The following is a 17992-nucleotide window of genomic DNA, read 5'->3' as shown; positions in this document are numbered from 1 at the left end:
GTACGAGAGGGGATTCCGATCGGGTTACGCTTGAGAGTCGCCCCCCTGCCAGTCCACGAAGGTTCCAGATGTCTGCCGAGTCGGTCTTCCCACAGCTCGAAGCTCTGCTCCCGCATGTGCAGAAGCCCATCCAGTACGTCGGCGGTGAGCTGAACTCCACCGTCAAGCCGTGGGACGAGTGCGACGTCCGTTGGGCGCTCATGTACCCCGATGCGTACGAGGTCGGGCTGCCCAATCAGGGCGTCATGATCCTCTACGAGGTACTGAACGAGCGCGAGGGCGTGCTCGCGGAGCGCACCTACAGCGTCTGGCCCGACCTCGAGGAGCTGATGCGCGAGCGCGGCGTGCCCCAGTTCACCGTGGACAGCCACCGCCCGGTGAAGGCTTTCGACGTCCTCGGACTGAGCTTCTCCACCGAGCTCGGCTACACGAACATGCTCACGGCCCTCGATCTCGCGGGCATCCCGCTGGAGGCGAAGGACCGCACGGTCGACGACCCGATCGTGCTCGCCGGCGGACACGCGGCCTTCAACCCCGAGCCCATTGCGGACTTCATCGACGCCGCCGTGATCGGCGACGGTGAACAGGCCGTCCTGGAGGTCACCGACGTCATCCGGGCCTGGAAGACGGAGGGCCGCCCCGGCGGGCGCGAGGAACTGCTCCTCCGGCTCGCGAAGACCGGTGGGGTCTACATCCCCGGTTTCTACGACGTCGAGTACCTGCCGGACGGCCGCATCGGGCGCGTCGTGCCGAACAGGTCGGGCGTGCCGTGGCGCGTCTCCAAGCACACCGTGATGGACCTCGACGAGTGGCCCTACCCGAAGCAGCCGCTCGTCCCGCTCGCCGAGACCGTCCACGAGCGGATGTCCGTGGAAATCTTCCGGGGCTGCACCCGCGGCTGCCGTTTCTGCCAGGCCGGCATGATCACCCGGCCGGTGCGCGAGCGCAGCATCACCGGCATCGGCGACATGGTCGACAAGGGCCTCAAGGCGACCGGCTTCGAGGAGGTCGGCCTGCTCTCCCTGTCGTCCGCCGACCACAGCGAGATCGGTGACATCGCCAAGGGCCTCGCGGACCGGTACGAGGAGGACAAGATCGGGCTGTCCCTCCCGTCCACCCGCGTCGACGCCTTCAACGTCGACCTGGCGAACGAGCTGACCCGCAACGGCCGTCGCTCGGGCCTCACGTTCGCCCCCGAGGGCGGCTCCGAGCGCATGCGCAAGGTCATCAACAAGATGGTCTCGGAGGAGGACCTGATCCGCACCGTCGCCACGGCATACGGCAACGGTTGGCGCCAGGTGAAGCTGTACTTCATGTGCGGCCTGCCCACGGAGACCGACGACGACGTCCTGCAGATCGCCGACATGGCGACGCACGTCATCCGGAAGGGCCGCGAGGTCTCCGGCTCGAACGACATCCGCTGCACAGTCTCGATCGGCGGATTCGTCCCCAAGCCGCACACCCCGTTCCAGTGGGCGCCGCAGCTCTCCGCCGAGGAGACCGATGCCCGTCTGGAGAAGCTGCGCGACAAGATCCGCGGCGACAAGAAGTACGGCCGCTCGATCGGCTTCCGCTACCACGACGGCAAGCCGGGCATCGTCGAGGGACTGCTGTCCCGCGGAGACCGCCGCATCGGCTCCGTCATCCGCGCCGTCTACGAGGACGGCGGTCGCTTCGACGGCTGGCGCGAGCACTTCTCCTACGACCGCTGGATGGCCTGTGCGGAGAAGACCCTGCCGGAGTTCGGGGTCGACGTCGACTGGTACACGACCCGTGAACGCACCTACGAGGAGGTCCTGCCCTGGGATCACCTGGACTCCGGTCTCGACAAGGACTGGCTCTGGGAGGACTGGCAGGACGCCCTCGATGAGACCGAGGTCGAGGACTGCCGCTGGACGCCGTGCTTCGACTGCGGCGTCTGTCCGCAGATGGACACGGCTATCCAGATCGGTCCGACCGGCAAGAAGCTGCTCCCGCTGACCGTCGTGAAGTGACGGTCAGCGGCGTGTAACGCTCGTGCGACGGCCCGGCCCCGGGGGAAACCCGGGCGCCGGGCCGTCGCGTCCCCGTGGGTATGGAGTTGCAGCAGCGCGCAGAGGGTCCGGACCCGGAGGGGTGCCTGACCGCGGCCACTGGGAACCCGGTGCGGACCGTGGTCCCGGCGCGTCCTCGCACCAGCGGGCCGGGCCAACGGGACGGCCGTGTGGTGGCCGGAGCGCGCCGTCCTCTACCGGCAGTGGGTCGGGGCATGGCGGTAGGTCGTGGTCCAGGTCGTCTCCGCGGTGCTCCACGACCGCCTCACGTCCCCCGGCCGGGGGCCGACGTGAGTGCGCGGCCGTGTGGCAGTGCCGTCGGGACGTGCGGGGTGGGGGGTGTCGCGGCTGGTGCTGGTGTGGCCGTGGACCGCCCCGCGTCGGCACGTGCTCGTCCCCGTCGGGAGGCTCCTCGCGGCCCCCGCGGCTCCGTGCCCGGGGACCGCCATCCGCCCGGGCGCGTAATCTGGGGGGTACGCACCACACACAGACCGTCCCCGAGGTGGCGCCCGGAGCCGAGATCTCCCTGCAGCAGCAGGGGTGAGCCGGGCGGGTGCCCCCGGGGCCACCGCAGACCACGAGGGCGGAGCGCGACCGCGCCCGCCCCACACCGAGGAGAAGAACCACTGGGCAAGCGACAGCCCGAAGGCCCGCCGCCCGCACCCGCGGTGCAGCGCATCCGACTGCGCTACACCAAGCGCGGCCGCCTCCGGTTCACCAGTCATCGCGACTTCCAGCGGGCGTTCGAGCGTGCGCTGCGGCGCGCCGAGGTTCCCATGGCGTACTCGGCGGGTTTCACCCCGCACCCCAAGGTCAGCTACGCCAACGCTGCGCCCACCGGCACGGGCTCCGAGGCCGAGTACCTGGAGATCGCGCTCACCGAGTTCCGCGACCCCGGGACGCTGCGCGAGCTTCTCGACGCGTCCCTGCCGGCCGGGCTCGACATCACCGACGCGGTCGAGGTCCGTACCTCCGGGTTTGCGGACCGGTTGACGGCGTCCGTGTGGGAGCTCCGGCTCGACGGTGTCGCCGTCGAGGAGGCCGAGAAGGCCGTCGCCGCCTTCGTTGCGGCGGAGAACGTGGAGGTCCAGCGCAAGACGAAGAACGGAATGCGGACGTTCGATGCCCGCGAAGCCGTCGCCGACCTGCAGGCGAGTTGTCCACAGCCTGATAGGCCGGGGGACGAGCCCTGTGCGATACTGCGGCTGGTTGTTCGGCACGTGACACCTGCCGTGCGACCCGACGACGTCCTGTCCGGTCTCCGAGCTGTGGCCGACCTGGCGCCGCCGGTCCCCGCTGCGGTGACCAGGCTGGCGCAGGGGCTCTTCGACGAGGAGTCCGGCACGGTGACCGACCCGCTCGCGCCCGACCGCGAGGCAGTCACGGCCGCCCCAGCCGATCGCTCGGGGGTCGCCGGATCCGCCGCCGCGACGGCGTCCGCAGGCACCGGTCCCGCGTAAGAGCGCCGTCGTAGCGCCGCCCTCGCACTCGGGAGCCACCTGGGTCGGGCAGCGCAAGGACCAGGAGACTTTCGCCAGGCCGTGCGTACATCGCGTACGGAACCGGCGAGCCAGACATACAGCTCCCGTGCGGCGCCCGCGCCCCGGACGGAGGCCCCGCGCTCATCACGCGGGGACGGCCACCGGACCGGAACGAGGCTCGGCGCCCGGGAGCGTGACGGGAGAACCGCCCGCATGCTCGAGCAGAACGACCCCGGTACGACCGGGGACAACGAGGAGAACCAGAACTCCACACCGAGCGACACGCTGCCGCCGCGGCGTCGTCGCCGTGCCGCTTCCCGCCCCGCGGGACCGCCGGCCGGGGTGGAGACGGTCACCGACGTGACCGAGTCGGTTGCCGCCGCCATACCGGCGGACGAGCCGGTTGCTGCCGCCGTGGTGGCCGAGGCCGAGACGCCGCGTCCGCGTCGGCGTGCGACGCGCAAGGCGACCGCGGCCGCCGGTGCGCCGGCTGCCGGGACCGCGGAGGTCGTGGTGGCCGAGGCGCCCGCCGAGCCGGTTGCTGCCGCCGTGGTGGCCGAGGCCGAGACGCCGCGTCCGCGTCGGCGTGCCACGCGCAAGGCGACCGCGGCCGCCGGCGCCCCGGCTGCCGGGACCGTCGCCCAGGACGAGCCCGCGGCCGAGGCTGCCGCGGTCCCCGCTGAAGCAGAGACACCCGCGCCGCGTCCGCGTCGGCGTGCGACGCGCAAGGCGACCGCGCCCGCCGGTGCGCCCGCTGCGGCGGAGGCGGCTGATGCCGCGGACGCCGTCGAGACGCCGGCTCCCGACGCGGCGGAGGACATTGAGGGTGGTGCCATGAGCGAGCCGGTAGCAGGGGGATCGTCGGACGAGGCTGCCGCGCCGGTGCGGCGCGCCCGTCGCCGTGCGACGCGTCAGGCGTCCGCGCCCGAACAGGCCGAGGTCGCGCCGGCCGAAGAGCCCGCCGTGGATGCTGACCAGGCCGTCGAGTCCGCAGAGGTCGTCGAGGAGGCGCCGCGCGCCCGCGCCCGCCGCCGTGCGACCCGTGCAGCCACCACCGCCGAGCAGCAGGGAACCGAGGCCGGCGAGCCGGCGGAGCCCGTCGCGGCGGCCGAGGAGCCGGCGGAGGAGGCGCCCCGCGCTCGTACCCGTCGGCGTGCCACGCGCCGGGTGACCGCGTCCGCCGGGGCGGCGCAGGGCGGACCCGCGGACGAGTCCGCCGCGGGCGAGGGCCTGCCCGCCGAGGCCGTCTCGCAGATCTCCGCCGAGGAGGCGGAGGTGGAGGCTGCCGGGCGTGCGGCATCGCGCGGCCGCAAGCGGAGCCGGTCCGGAGCTCCCGAGTTCACCGCCGAGCCGGAGCGGGCCGAGGAGCCCGCCGGAGCACGCCGCGCGGTGCGGCCTGCGGTGGCCGTCTTCCAGGCGCCGGTCTTCGCCGAGCCGATGTTCCAGACGCCGGAGACTGCCGCTGCGGCGGCCGCCGCTGAGGCCGCAGAAGCAGCCGAGGAGGAGGAGACGGCCGAGCCCGCCGTGGCCGCCGAGGGCGTGTCGCGGCGTCGGCGTCGCCGTCGTGGTGAGCCCGCGGAGGTCGTGGAGTCGGCGGAGCCGGCGGAGGAGACCCAGGCCGCCGAGGCCGTCGAGACCGAGGAGGCTGACACCGAGGCAGAGGGCGAGGAGTCCGAGGACCGTCCGTCGCGCCGTCGTCGCCGCGGTGGGCGTCGCAGGCGCCGTGGTGAGGCCGCCGAGGCAGAGGAGTCCGCTGAGGACGCCGAGTCCGAGGGCGGCGTGTCCGAGGAGCCGGAGCAGGCAGACGAGGACGAGGACGAGGACGAGGACGAAGAGCAGGCCGAGGCCGGCACGCCGTCCGCAGCGGGCACCAGCAGCAGCCGTCGGCGTCGTCGCCGCCGTCGTCGCAGTGGCGACGCCGCCGACGTCGCGGGTGAGGACGAGCCAGAGCGCACCGTCGTCAAGGTCCGTGAGCCCAGGGAACGGCGGGCCAAGGAGACGGAGCCGAGCGACGAGGTCCAGTCGATCAAGGGTTCGACCCGTCTGGAGGCGAAGAAGCAGCGCCGCCGCGAGGGGCGTGAGCAGGGTCGCCGCCGGGTGCCGATCATCACCGAGGCGGAGTTCCTGGCCCGCCGGGAGGCCGTCGAGCGGGTGATGGTCGTCCGGCAGAACGGCGACCGTACGCAGATCGGTGTCCTCGAGGACAACGTGCTCGTCGAGCACTACGTCAACAAGGAGCAGTCGACCTCCTACGTCGGCAACGTCTACCTGGGCAAGGTGCAGAACGTCCTGCCGTCCATGGAGGCCGCGTTCGTCGACATCGGCAAGGGGCGCAACGCCGTCCTGTACGCCGGTGAGGTCAACTTCGAGGCGCTCGGGCTCGCCAACGGTCCGCGCCGCATCGAGACCGCGCTGAAGTCCGGGCAGTCCGTGCTCGTCCAGGTGACGAAGGACCCGATCGGCCACAAGGGCGCCCGGCTCACCAGCCAGGTATCGCTGCCCGGTCGATACCTGGTGTACGTGCCCGAGGGCTCGATGACCGGCATCAGCCGCAAGCTGCCCGACACCGAACGGGCCCGGCTGAAGACCATCCTCAAGAAGATCGTTCCCGAGGACGCGGGCGTGATCGTCCGCACGGCCGCCGAGGGTGCCAGCGAGGACGAGCTGCGCCGTGACGTCGAGCGACTGCAGGCGCAGTGGGAGGACATCCGGAAGAAGGCGAAGAGCGGCAACGCCCCGACCCTCCTCTACGGCGAGCCGGACATGACCGTCCGCGTCGTGCGCGACATCTTCAACGAGGACTTCTCGAAGGTCATCGTGAGTGGTGACGAGGCGTGGGAGACCATCCACGGTTACGTGTCGCACGTCGCGCCGGATCTGGCGGACCGGCTGAACCGCTGGACCTCCGAGACCGACGTCTTCGCGACCTACCGGATCGACGAGCAGTTGATGAAGGCGCTGGACCGCAAGGTGTGGCTGCCCTCCGGTGGTTCGCTGGTGATCGACAAGACCGAGGCCATGGTCGTGGTCGACGTCAACACCGGAAAGTTCACCGGCCAGGGCGGCAACCTCGAAGAGACCGTCACCAGGAACAACCTGGAGGCGGCCGAGGAGATCGTGCGCCAGCTGCGGCTGCGCGACCTGGGCGGCATCGTCGTGATCGACTTCATCGACATGGTGCTCGAGTCGAACCGGGACCTGGTACTGCGGCGGCTGCTGGAGTGCCTGGGCCGGGACCGTACGAAGCACCAGGTCGCCGAGGTCACCTCGCTGGGTCTGGTGCAGATGACCCGCAAGCGGGTCGGCCAGGGTCTGCTGGAGTCGTTCTCGGAGACCTGCGTCCACTGCAACGGTCGCGGTGTGATCGTGCACATGGAGCAGCCGAGCACGGCCGGTGGCGGCGGTGGCGGCAAGCGCGGCAAGAAGCGCGGTCGCGGAGACGGCCAGGCGCACGAGCACGAGGTCGTCGTCGAGGCCCAGGGCGCCGAGGCTCCGCCGACCGAGGCGGAGACCGAGGCCGAGGTGGCTGCCGAGGCGGCCGCTCCGGCCGCTCTTCCCGAGCCCGCCTTCGCGCCGGACGAGGAGCTGTACAGCAGCGTTGCCGAGGCCGAGGCCGCCGTGGGCCGCCGCGGGCGCCGTCGCGCGACCCGCAAGGCGACCGCTCCGGCGGGTGCGCCGAAGCAGGCCGCGCCCGTCGAAGCCGAGACGGTGCAGGAGGCTCCCGCCCCGGAGGCGGCTGCCGCTCCCGAGACGCTCTCCGAACAGCCGGAAGCCCCGGCCGCCGAGGCGCCCGCGGGCCGCACCCGTCGCCGGGCCACCCGCAAGGCGACGGCCCCGGCCGGGTCGCCCAAGGTGGCGGAGGCTGCCGAGATCGTGACCCCCGCCGAGGCTCCGGAAGGCCCGGCCCCGGAGGGTCCCGCCGCCGAGGCCCCGGTCGCGCCGCCCGCCACGGAGGAGGTCGCCGCACCGCCGCGCGCCCGCCGCCGGGTGACCCGCAAGGTCACCGCCCCCGCGGGCTCGCCGTCCGGCACGGAGGAAGCGGCGGTCGTCGTGGTCGCCACGGCGCCCGCGGCGGAGTCCGGGACCGGTGCGGACGCCGTCGCCGAGGAGACGGCGGTGGACGCCCCGGCCAAGAAGGCGGCCCGCAAGACGGCCAAGAAGGCCACGGCGAAGAAGGCCGCCACGAAGAAGACGGCGGCCAAGAAGACGGCGGCGAAGAAGACCACCGCCAAGAAGGCGACCAAGGCGGCGGCGAAGAAGACCGCCGCGGCGTCGACGACCGAGAGCTGAACGCTCGACGACCGGTGGTTGAAGTCTTTGTGTCCCGCCTCTCATGACGGAGGGGCGGGACGCGCCATTCGTTTCGCAATCGATGCCTGGAGCCGTAAAGGGCCCAGGAATTGGCTAGGAAATCCCTGATAATGTGACGGCGGTCGCTGCCGTGCCGGGGCCCCGCCCGGAGACTACGGTCGGTGATCGGCCCGGTTCAAGGGACAGACCGGTCCCAGCATTCCTCGGTAGGGCGTCGGCATCACGCCGGAGGGGTTCGCGCGGCCCACAGACGCCCCGCAACCCCGGACCTCTGCCACATAGAGCTCTCGCGGTGTTCAAGGAGGACGTCCATGCCGAGCAGCAACGAGCAGCCCATCCCCGCTGCCCGCCCGGTCATCGGTGAAGAAGAGATCGAAGCAGCCGTGCGCGTACTGCGCAGTGGTCGGGTCGTGCAGGGCCCGGAGGTGGCTGCCTTCGAGGAGGGCTTCTCGGAGCTGGTGGAAGGCCGCCACTGTGTGGCCGTCAACTCCGGTACCTCCGCGCTGCACCTCCTTCTGATGGCTCTCGGCATCGGTCCGGGTGACGAGGTGATCGTTCCCTCCTTCTCGTTCGCCGCTTCGGCCAACGCGGTCCGCCTCGTCGGTGCCGACGTCGTCTTCGTCGACGTCGAGGCCGACACCTTCTGCATCGACCCGGCAGCCGTTGAGGCCGCGGTCACCCCCCGTACCGCCGCGATCATGCCGGTCCACCTGTACGGCCACCCCGCCGCGATGGACAAGATCATGGCCATCGCCGGGAAGCACAAGCTCGCCGTCGTGGAGGACGCCTGCCAGGCGCACGCCGCCGCGCTGAACGGTACTCCGGTCGGCGCCTTCGGCTCCGGCGGTACGTTCAGCTTCTACCCGACGAAGAACATGCACAGCCTCGAGGGCGGCATGATCTCCACGGCCGACGCCGAAGTCGCGCGTACCCTCCGGCTGCTGCGCAACCAGGGCATGGAGCAGCGGTACGCCAACGAGATCGTCGGTGCCAACATGCGCATGACCGACGTCGCCGCCGCCGTCGGCCGCGTCCAGCTCGGCAAGCTCCCCGGCTGGACAGAGCAGCGCATCGCCAACGCCGCGTACCTGACCGAGCACATCTCCGCGGCCGGTGTCGTCACCCCGGTCGTCGCCGAGGGCGCGCGCCACATCTACCACCAGTACACGGTGCGCATCCGGGGCGACCGCGACGCCGCCATGGCGAAGCTCACCGAGGCGGGCGTCGGCAACGCCGTCTACTACCCGACCCCCATCCACCGGCTGAAGCCCTACTGGGAGCCGGACCAGAAGGCCGGTCGCACCTGGGACCTGCCCGAGACCGAGCGTGCGGCCGCCGAGGTCGTCTCGCTCCCCGTCCACCCCTCGCTCACCGAGGGCGACCTTGAGCGCATCGTCACCGCCGTGAACGCGCTGGGAGAGAACCTGTGACTGCTGCTGGACTGCGGGCCGGGCTGGTCGGCCTGGGCTCCATGGGGCGCCACCACGCCCGCGTGCTGGCCGGGCTGGAGGACGTCCGGCTCGTCGGCGTCGTCGATCCGATGGGCGACAAGAACGGTTGGGCACAGGGTGCCCCCGTGCTGTCGACGGTCGAGGAGCTGATCGCGCTCGGCATCGACTACGCCGTGGTGGCCTGTCCGACCGCGCTGCACGAGGAAGTCGGCCTGAAGCTGGCCGAGGCCGGCATCGGAGCCCTCATCGAGAAGCCCGTCGCCGACACCGTCGAGGGCGCACGCCGACTCGTGGACGCCTTCGAGTCACGCGGCCTGGTGGCCGGCGTCGGACACATCGAGCGCTGCAACCCGGCGCTGCGGTCGCTGCGCACCCGTCTGGAGGCCGGCGAACTCGGCGACGTCTACCAAGTCGTCACCCGCCGTCAGGGCCCCTTCCCGCACCGCATCGCCGACGTGGGCGTGGTCAAGGACCTCGCCACCCACGACATCGACCTGACGGCCTGGGTCACCGGCCAGCAGTACACGTCGATCGCGGCGCACACGGTCTCCAAGTCCGGCCGCCCGCACGAGGACATGGTCTCCGCCGTCGGCAAGCTCTCCGACGGCACGATGGTCAGCCACCTCGTCAACTGGCTGAGCCCGCTCAAGGAGCGCTTCACGTCGGTCACCGGTGAGCGCGGCTGCTTCATCGCGGACACCCTCACCGCCGACCTGACGTTCTACTCGAACGCCGCCGTGGCGACCGAGTGGGAGGCCCTGCGGGCGTTCCGCGGCGTCGCCGAGGGCGACATGATCCGCTATGCCATCCCCAAGCGTGAGCCGCTCCTCGTCGAGCACGAGCTCTTCCGTGACGCGATGCGCGGCAAGTCCCAGGACATCTGCACGCTGCGACAGGGCCTGCGGACCGTCGAGGTCGCCGCGGCCGTGATCGACTCCGCCAGGAGCGGCGCCACCGTGCAGCTGACCCCGGAGGACGTGGCCAGTTGACCACCCCCGACGTCAGTGTCGTCGTCGCCGTCTACAACACGATGCCGTACCTCACGGAGTGCCTGAACTCGCTGGTGGGGCAGAGCATCGGGCTGGACCGGCTGGAGATCGTGGCCGTCGACGACGGTTCGACCGACGACAGCGGCCGGGAACTCGACCGCTACGCCGAGCGGTACCCCGGCACCGTGAAGGTGATCCACCAGGCCAACTCCGGTGGCCCGGCAGCCCCCAGCAACCGGGCCCTGGAGGTGGCCACCGGCCGTTACGTGTACTTCATCGGCTCCGACGACTACCTCGGCGCGGACGCGCTGGAGCGGATGGTGGCCTGCGCAGACGAGCACGGCTCCGACGTCGTCGTCGGCAAGATGGTCGGTACGAACGGCCGCTACGTCCATCAGGCGCTCTACAAGAAGAGCGACCCGGACGTCAGCTTGTACGAGTCGGCTCTGCCGTTCACGCTGGCCAACACCAAGCTGTTCCGGCGCGAGTTGGTCGAGCAGTACAAGCTGCGCTTCCCCGAGGACCTTCCGGTGGGCAGCGACCAGCCGTTCACCATCGAGGCGTGCGTACGGGCGAAGAAGATCTCGGTCCTCGCCGACTACACGTACTACTACGCGGTGAAGCGCGGCGACGCGAGCAACATCACCTACCGGGCCAACCACTTGGCGCGGTTGCGCTGCACTGCCGAGATCATGCGATTCACGGCCGGTCTCATCGAGGCGGGGCCCCAGCGTGACGCGGTGTTCAAGCGCCACTTCACCTGGGAGCTCGCCAAGCTGATCCAGGACGATTTCCCGGCCCTCGACCGCACCACGCGGGAAGAGGTGTGCGCCGGTATCGCCGCCCTCGCCGACGACTACTTCACCGAAGCGCTGCGCGATTCGATGGACGTCAAGCGGCGGGTGCGGATCGCGCTGGCCCAGCGCGGTGCCGTCCCGGAGCTCGTCCGCGCCATCAGTGAGGAGGCCGCCGCAGGAGCCCCGCCGATGCTGCTGGAGGACGGTCGGGCGTACCTGCGATACCCCGGCTTCCGCGACCCGGCCCTGGGTCTGCCCGACCGGCTCTACGAGGTCATCGGGGAAGCCGTTCCCAAGCAGCTCGCCGACGGAACCGGCCTCGTGTCCGCCGAGTGGGAGCAGCTCGGTCAGGACCTGACACTGGCCCTCGCGGTCCGCGTGCCCGTCAGCGGCGAGACGGACTCGGCCGTGCTGCGCCTGGCCACCAAGGCCATGCCGAAGAGTGCCGACAAGCCGGGTGCCCGCCGGTTGCCGGTCGGCACCGAACTCCCCGCCCCGGCGGGGGAACTGAGCCGCACCCCCACCGACGACGGCACGGGGACGGTGCTCACGGCCCGCATGCCGGTCAAGCCCGTCAAGGCCAAGCTGGGTGTCCGCGCCTATCTGGACGTGGCAGGCTCGACCTACGAGGTCCCGGTGAAGACCTTGGGCCTGCCGCTGCCCCTGGCCCGGCGATGGTGCGAGAAGGTCCCGTACCGCATCTCCGCCAACGCGAACGCCAAGGGACGGCTGGTGATCACCACGGCTCCGCTCTGGGAGTCCTCGTCGTCCGGCGTGGGCAGCCGGCTGCGCCACTTGATGTCCCGTGTGAAGAGGAAACTGACCCGATGAATATCTGTGTAGTCGCGCTCGGCAAGATCGGGCTTCCGCTCGCCGTGCAGTTCGCCGCCAAGGGCCACAAGGTCATCGGCGCCGACGTCAACGAGAAGGTCGTCGAGCTGGTCAACGCCGGCACCGAGCCCTTCCCCGGCGAGCACGACCTGGACGTCAAGCTGAAGCAGGCCGTCGACGGCGGGCTGCTGTCCGCCACCACCGACACCGCTGCGGCCGTCGCCCGGTCCGAGGCCGTCGTGGTCGTCGTCCCGCTGTTCGTGGACGCCGAGGGCACCCCGGACTTCGGCTGGATGGACGCCGCCACCAAGGCGATCGCCAAGGGCCTCAAGCCCGGAACCCTCGTCTCCTACGAGACCACCCTGCCGGTCGGCACCACCCGTACCCGCTGGGCGCCGATGCTCCAGGAGGGCTCCGGCCTCACCCCGGGCAAGGACTTCCACCTGGTCTTCTCCCCGGAGCGCGTGCTCACCGGCCGGGTCTTCGCCGACCTGCGCCGCTACCCGAAGCTGGTCGGCGGCATCGACGAGGCATCCACCCGGCACGGCGTGGAGTTCTACGAGCAGGTCCTGGACTTCGATGAGCGCGCCGACCTGCCGCAGCCGAACGGCGTGTGGGACCTGGGCACCGCCGAGGCCTCCGAGCTCGCCAAGCTCGCCGAGACCACGTACCGCGACGTCAACATCGGTTTGGCCAACCAGTTCGCCCGGTTCGCCGACAAGAACGACATCGACGTCAAGAAGGTCATCGAGGCCTGCAACTCGCAGCCGTACAGCCACATCCACCAGCCGGGCATCGCCGTCGGCGGCCACTGCATCCCGATCTACCCGCGGATGTACCTGTGGAACGACCCTGAGGCGACCGTCGTGCGGGCCGCGCGCGAGGCCAACGCCGCCATGCCCGAGTACGCCGTCGACCTGCTCGCCGCTGCCTACGGCGATCTGACGGGCGTCAACGTGCTGGTCCTGGGTGCCGCCTACCGCGGAGGTGTCAAGGAGACGGCCTTCTCCGGCGTCTTCGGTACCGTCGAGGCCCTCAGGGCGCGCGGCGCGGTGCCCTTCGTCTCCGACCCGATGTACACCGCCGACGAGCTGGTCGCCCACGGTCTCACCCCCCACCAGGGCGAGAAGGTCACCGCGGCGATCCTCCAGGCCGACCACGCCGAGTACCGTGAGCTGGCTGCCTCCGACCTGCCGGACGTCACCGTCCTGGTCGACGGCCGCCGCACCACGGACCCGGCCCGCTGGGAGGGCGTCCGCCGCGTCGTCATCGGCGGCTGACGGACGGACTTCCCGTACGCGACGAACTCCGAGGCCCTGCCCCGTGCACCTGCGGGGCGGGGCCCGCTCGCAAGAAGGTTTCCCCATGACCTGGTTGATTACTGGCGGCGCCGGCTTCATCGGCTCGCACGTGGTGAAGGCAATGGCCGACGGAGGTGAGCGCGTCGTCGTCCTCGACGACCTGAGCACCGGGCGGGCCGAGCGGCTCCCGGCCGGCGTTCCGCTGGAGGTCGGCTCGGTGCTCGACCGCGACGTGGTGGACCGCGTCCTGCGCGACCACGCCGTCTCCGGAATCGTCCACATCGCGGGCAAGAAGCAGGTGGCGGAGTCCGTCGAGAAGCCGCTGTACTACTACCGGGAGAACGTCGAGGGCCTACGGGCCCTGCTCGACGCCGCGGTCGCAGCCGGGGTGGGCCGTTTCCTGTTCTCCTCCTCCGCGGCCGTGTACGGCATGCCGGACGTCGACCTCGTCACGGAGGAGACGCCGTGCGCGCCGATCAACCCGTACGGCGAGACCAAGCTGGCGGGCGAGTGGCTCGTCACGGCGGTCGGCTCGGTCCACCCGATGGCGACGGCTTCCTTGCGCTACTTCAACGTGGCCGGCGCGGTCACGCCCGAGCTCGGTGACGACGGCGTCTTCAACCTCGTCCCGATGGTCTTCGAACGCCTCACCGCCGGTGAGGCACCCAGGATCTTCGGTGACGACTACCCGACCCCCGACGGCACCTGCATCCGCGACTACATCCACGTCGAGGACATCGCCTCGGCGCACGTCGCGGCCGCCCGGCGGCTCGCAGCCGACCCCGGCGCGAACCTGATCCTCAACATCGGCCGCGGCGAGGGAGTTTCCGTCGCGGACATGGTCGGGATCATCCAGCGCGTCACCGGCCTCGCCCACGAGCCCGAGGTCACCGGGCGACGCCCCGGCGACCCGGCCCGTGTCGTGGCTTCCGCCGACCGGATCCGCGACGAGCTGGGCTGGAGCGCCCGGCACGGAGTGCGCGCGATGGTCGAGTCCGCGTGGGCGGGCTGGCAGCTGCGCCACCCGTAGGTCCTCGGACCCGCCACAGGCCGAGGGAGAACCACGAGGCGAACGGAGAGGGCTCCCGGGAACGTGTGTCCCGGGAGCCCTCTCCGTTCACGCTCTACTGCTCGTCGAGGAACAGCTTCTCGAAGTGCTTCTGCACCACGGGCCAATCCCACACCGTCAGCGCGTGGTCGGCCGCGAGCTTGCCCGCCTCCCGCCACGCCTCCTCGGTGGCGGTGGTTTCCAGGATCCGCTTCGCCGCCTCCTCGGGGGAGCCGACGACCCAGCCCTCCGGGTAGAGGGTGCGGGCGCTGTTCGCCTTGCCCGCGTAGAACGGCCAGTCGCGGACGACCGGGACGGCGGCGCTCGCCGCGCCCTCCATCAGGCCCACGTGACAGCCCTCGCGGACCGAGGAGCTGATGATGGTGCCGATCTCCTCGAGCTTCCCGGGGACGTCGTCCGTCGGACCGAGTCGGACCACGGCGCCGGACTCCTCCAGCGGTGCCAGGTCCTTCTCGAAGTCGCGCCGGTACTCGCGGGTCGCCCGGCTGGTCTTCGGGTCCATGTCGCCGCCGACCAGGATGAGCCGGTAACGCTCGTCGTGCCTGCGCACCCGTTCCAGGACGTCCACGGCCCACTTGGGGTCCTTGGCGACCTGGCTGATGCCGATCAGGCCCAGGTTGAAGCGGGCCTCGGCCGGCTTCGGACGGGCGAAGCCCGACAGGTCCATCGCGTTGTCGAGGACGTGGAAGCGCGGTGCGTGCTCCCCCCGCAGCTGCGGGACGAGGGAGGCCGCCAGGTCCTTCACGTGCGGGGCGACGAAGACCAGGTCGTCGATCCGCGAGAAGTCCGTCATGTGCGGCCAGCGCGTGAAAGCCTCGTAGCTGTGCAGCCGGACAACGATCCGGGTGTCTCCCGGGTCGATGGTGGTGAGCATGCCGGCCGGACCCACCGACCAGTCGAGGAACACCGTGTCGGCCCAGTCGAGGTAGGGGCGCATCAGGCGCTCCACCTCCTCCTGGTAGTCGCTGGTGCCGCCCGAGAGGCGGTCCTCCAGCATGCGCCGGCCCGCCCAGGAGATCCGCTTCAGGTGCTTGGACGCGGCCAGGTCCAGGTACCGCAGCTCGACACCGGGGTGCTCGCCGAAGTGCTCCAGGATGTGGTGGAGGAAGTTGTCGTTGGCGCTCGTCGCCACCAGCAGCCGCAGCGGACGGTCCTTGGGCGCGGGTGCCGCCGGGACCTTGCGGCCCTGCGCACGGCACAGTGCCTGCATCGCCTTCGAGCGGTACAGCGGCTTGACGAAGCCCTCCGCGTCCTTCGCCAGCGGAGAGGACAGCTGGTCGATGTGCAGCACCCGGTGGAAGTCCAGGAACAGTGCACGGTCCAGGGCGGTGGCGGCCTTGCCGGTCCGGCCCGCGGTGAACTCCGCGTCCGCGTAGGCGAGCTGGGCGGCGACGGCCTTGCCGAGTTCACGCGGGCTGATGCCCTTCGTGATCTCCTTCATCACGGCCTCGTCCATCAGCTGTGCCCTGAGCCCGAGGTCCGGGATCCTCGACGCGGCTGCGGTGAGTGCTATGGCGGCACCACTGGTGCGACCGGCCCACTGCATGCCTTCGGCGACGTAGCGGGAGGTCGCGGCGCGCACCCGGGTCGGCACTCCGGGGGCGGTGACCGCGCTGCGCCACAGTCGTGCACCGACGGTGGAGCGCATCACGGGTCGCGCGGTCGCGGTGCGCATCACGGCGGCGGGCAGTCCGTCGACGGAACGGCGCATGTCGCGGGCGACCGCGTCCAGCGAGGGCAGGACCGAGCGGCGGGTGACGCTGCCGCCCTGGGCCACCAGGCCCTCCACGGCCTTCAACGCGGGTGCGAGACCGAACATGGCCTCGGCGTTGCGGTTGTACTGGGCCAGCCGCCACACGGTGTAGACGGCGCCCGGGTCGAGGGCGACCAGGACGTCGGCCTTGCGGGCACGTGAGCGCAGCCACGCGTCGCGCTTGGACTGCATCCACACCCGCATGCCGAGCGGAGAGGTGCGGGCCTTGCGGCGCAGCGCCTGGCTGCGGTGCGCCACGCTGCGCGGCAGCTGGTGCAGTCCGGCCAGCTCCAGCTTGGCGAGCTCCTCGGCGGAGGACTCCAGGTGGAATGTGCCGGCCAGGTGCACCCGGGCGCCCTGGGCGTTGAACTTGCGCACCGAGTCGGCGAGCACGCCGAACTGCGGCTTTGCAGCGGCGACGAACAGGACTTCGGTCACGGGGTGGGTCCTCCGGCGACGATCGACTTCTCGGCGAGGGGGGCCTCGTCCCCGGAGCCCGCTGCCGTGTCGCCGGGCTCGGACTCCTGCGCGGTGTGCTCCGTCGTGAGACCTGCGACGAGGTTCTTCACGGCGACGGTCATCAGCGCCTCGCGGGTGAACTGGTCGGCGTGCGCCATGGCTTCGGCGTGGACCTCGTCACTGGTTTCCACCGCCATGTGCGCGGCCTTGACGAAGGACTCGGTGAGACGTTCCTCGTCGATGCCGACGGCGCCGGTCCACAGCGGGTGGCCCTGCAGCACGTTCGACGCGTCGTGCTCGACCACGTGCGCGGAGACGATGGGGAGGCCGGTGGCCATGTACTCGTACACCTTGCCGGAGGTGACGTAGCGGCCGCCGATCAGGATCAGCACCATGGCGTCCCAGCTGGCGTAGATCTGCGCGACCTCGGCTTTGGCGGCGGGGCCGCCGAAGTGGACGCCGTCGGCCTCGGCCTGCTTGAGGATCTCGGTGTGCCGGTTTGCCTCGCGCCCCGCGCCGTTGCCGATGTGGCCGCGCACCTCGAAGCGGGCGTTGGCGAGCAGCGGTTCCTTCGCCCGTGCCGCCTTCCAGGCGTTCAGCACCGTCTCCAGGTGCTGGGGGGTGAAGTTGACCGTACCGAGATAGCCGAAGACCAGCCCGGACTCAGGGTCCGGGCTGTGGGCGCGGCCCGGTGAGCTGTCGGCGTCGTAGCCGTTGCGCACCACGTGCACGCGCTCCGCGAAGTCCGGGTAGCGCTTGCGGTAGTGGTCGGCGATCGGGTCGTTGACCACCCAGAGCGAGGCCGCGTGGTCGAGGATCCTGCGCTCCCAGCGGCCTTCCTCGGAGTCGGGCCCGAACGCCTCGACGCCCTCGATGACGTCGATGGACCAGCCGTCGCGGAAGTCGACGGCGTACGGAACCTTCTGCTCCTCCCACAGCTTCCACGCCGCGGCGAGGTTGACGTAGGGGACGCAGCTGGCGAGCAGCAGGTCCGCCGGGTGCTCGTCGTGGATCCGGAGCACGGCCTGCTCCAGATCGGCGCGCCACTCACCGAAGTTGGGCTCCGGGAAGGGCTTCATCTGGCGGCGGCGGAGCTTGGCGACCCAGCCGTTGGGGTTGAGCGCGCGCGCCTCGTCGAAGAGGCGGATGTCCGTCTCCAGGTCCTCGCGCGCCAGTGGCAGCTCGACGATCCTGACCTTGGGGTCGACCTGGTCCAGCAGGGTGAGGTCGATGCCGGAGTCCCGTTCCCAGGACTCCTGCGCAATGGTGACGACGGTGACGTCCCAGCCCACGTTGATGAACTGGTTCGCTGTCTCGCGCATGCGGTACGCCGAGCTCTTGGCGGCCGGCGGAAATCCGATGGCGAGGTAGATCACGTGAGGCCGCTTGCCTTCCGCGGGCAGCCCGGACCTGGGAGACGCTGACATAACCGGTGACGCTAGCACGGTGACATGTACGGATTCGGACCCCCACGTGCCGCGTAGCTCACGGCCTGCGGCAGGGGGGCGCGATGCTCC

Annotated in this window: 10 protein-coding genes; 8 read left to right on the top strand and 2 right to left on the bottom strand. The window is 71.1% G+C overall.

All coding sequences use genetic code 11. The annotated features are described in order from the left end of the window. Positions 1-68 precede the first annotated feature (68 nt). From ACFXOM_RS19465 to galE, 8 genes are all read left to right on the top strand, one after another. Complete coding sequence (locus tag ACFXOM_RS19465; RefSeq protein WP_384945282.1) at positions 69-1994, top strand: TIGR03960 family B12-binding radical SAM protein; 1926 nt, start codon at positions 69-71, stop codon at positions 1992-1994. A 707-nt stretch (positions 1995-2701) separates the two neighbouring features. After that, positions 2702-3493, top strand: a complete 792-nt coding sequence (locus ACFXOM_RS19460) for a TIGR03936 family radical SAM-associated protein (RefSeq protein WP_384942382.1) — start codon at positions 2702-2704, stop codon at positions 3491-3493. A gap of 234 nt (positions 3494-3727) precedes the next feature. Then, positions 3728-7804, top strand: a complete 4077-nt coding sequence (locus ACFXOM_RS19455; RefSeq protein ID WP_384945285.1) for a ribonuclease E/G — start codon at positions 3728-3730, stop codon at positions 7802-7804. Between the two features lie 332 nt (positions 7805-8136). Beyond that, positions 8137-9255, top strand: a complete 1119-nt coding sequence (locus ACFXOM_RS19450) for a DegT/DnrJ/EryC1/StrS family aminotransferase (RefSeq protein WP_384942385.1) — start codon at positions 8137-8139, stop codon at positions 9253-9255. Then, positions 9252-10265, top strand: a complete 1014-nt coding sequence (locus ACFXOM_RS19445; RefSeq protein ID WP_384945288.1) for a Gfo/Idh/MocA family protein — start codon at positions 9252-9254, stop codon at positions 10263-10265. Before ACFXOM_RS19450 ends, ACFXOM_RS19445 begins: the two co-directional genes overlap by 4 nt. Further along, complete coding sequence (locus tag ACFXOM_RS19440) at positions 10262-11893, top strand: glycosyltransferase family 2 protein (protein WP_384942389.1); 1632 nt, start codon at positions 10262-10264, stop codon at positions 11891-11893. The genes ACFXOM_RS19445 and ACFXOM_RS19440 overlap by 4 nt, the downstream gene beginning before the upstream one ends. Next, positions 11890-13173, top strand: a complete 1284-nt coding sequence (locus tag ACFXOM_RS19435; RefSeq protein WP_384942391.1) for a nucleotide sugar dehydrogenase — start codon at positions 11890-11892, stop codon at positions 13171-13173. Before ACFXOM_RS19440 ends, ACFXOM_RS19435 begins: the two co-directional genes overlap by 4 nt. Before the next feature lie 85 nt (positions 13174-13258). Further along, positions 13259-14224 (top strand): UDP-glucose 4-epimerase GalE, encoded by a 966-nt coding sequence (galE, locus tag ACFXOM_RS19430; protein ID WP_384942393.1) that lies wholly within the window; start codon positions 13259-13261, stop codon positions 14222-14224. A 94-nt stretch (positions 14225-14318) separates the two neighbouring features. Here galE and ACFXOM_RS19425 read toward each other — a convergent pair whose 3' ends face one another. Both ACFXOM_RS19425 and ACFXOM_RS19420 read right to left on the bottom strand, forming a co-directional pair. Continuing rightward, positions 14319-16454, bottom strand: coding sequence for a glycosyltransferase family 1 protein (locus ACFXOM_RS19425; RefSeq protein WP_384942395.1), 2136 nt, complete (start codon positions 16452-16454; stop codon positions 14319-14321). Continuing rightward, complete coding sequence (locus tag ACFXOM_RS19420; RefSeq protein ID WP_384942401.1) at positions 16451-17851, bottom strand: glycosyltransferase; 1401 nt, start codon at positions 17849-17851, stop codon at positions 16451-16453. Before ACFXOM_RS19420 ends, ACFXOM_RS19425 begins: the two co-directional genes overlap by 4 nt. Positions 17852-17992: the final 141 nt, after the last annotated feature.

This window comes from Streptomyces sp. NPDC059169 (assembly GCF_042755225.1).
GTDB lineage: Bacteria > Actinomycetota > Actinomycetes > Streptomycetales > Streptomycetaceae > Streptomyces.
The sequence above is the reverse complement of the archived record's forward strand: the minus strand, read 5'-3'. Positions and strand labels throughout refer to the sequence as shown.

Coding starts and splice junctions, on each gene's coding strand:
- ACFXOM_RS19465 (WP_384945282.1), top strand. CDS start 69: ATGTCTGCCGAGTCGGTCTTCCCACAGCTCGAAGCTCTGCTCCCGCAT.
- ACFXOM_RS19455 (WP_384945285.1), top strand. CDS start 3,728: ATGCTCGAGCAGAACGACCCCGGTACGACCGGGGACAACGAGGAGAAC.
- ACFXOM_RS19450 (WP_384942385.1), top strand. CDS start 8,137: ATGCCGAGCAGCAACGAGCAGCCCATCCCCGCTGCCCGCCCGGTCATC.
- ACFXOM_RS19435 (WP_384942391.1), top strand. CDS start 11,890: ATGAATATCTGTGTAGTCGCGCTCGGCAAGATCGGGCTTCCGCTCGCC.
- galE (WP_384942393.1), top strand. CDS start 13,259: ATGACCTGGTTGATTACTGGCGGCGCCGGCTTCATCGGCTCGCACGTG.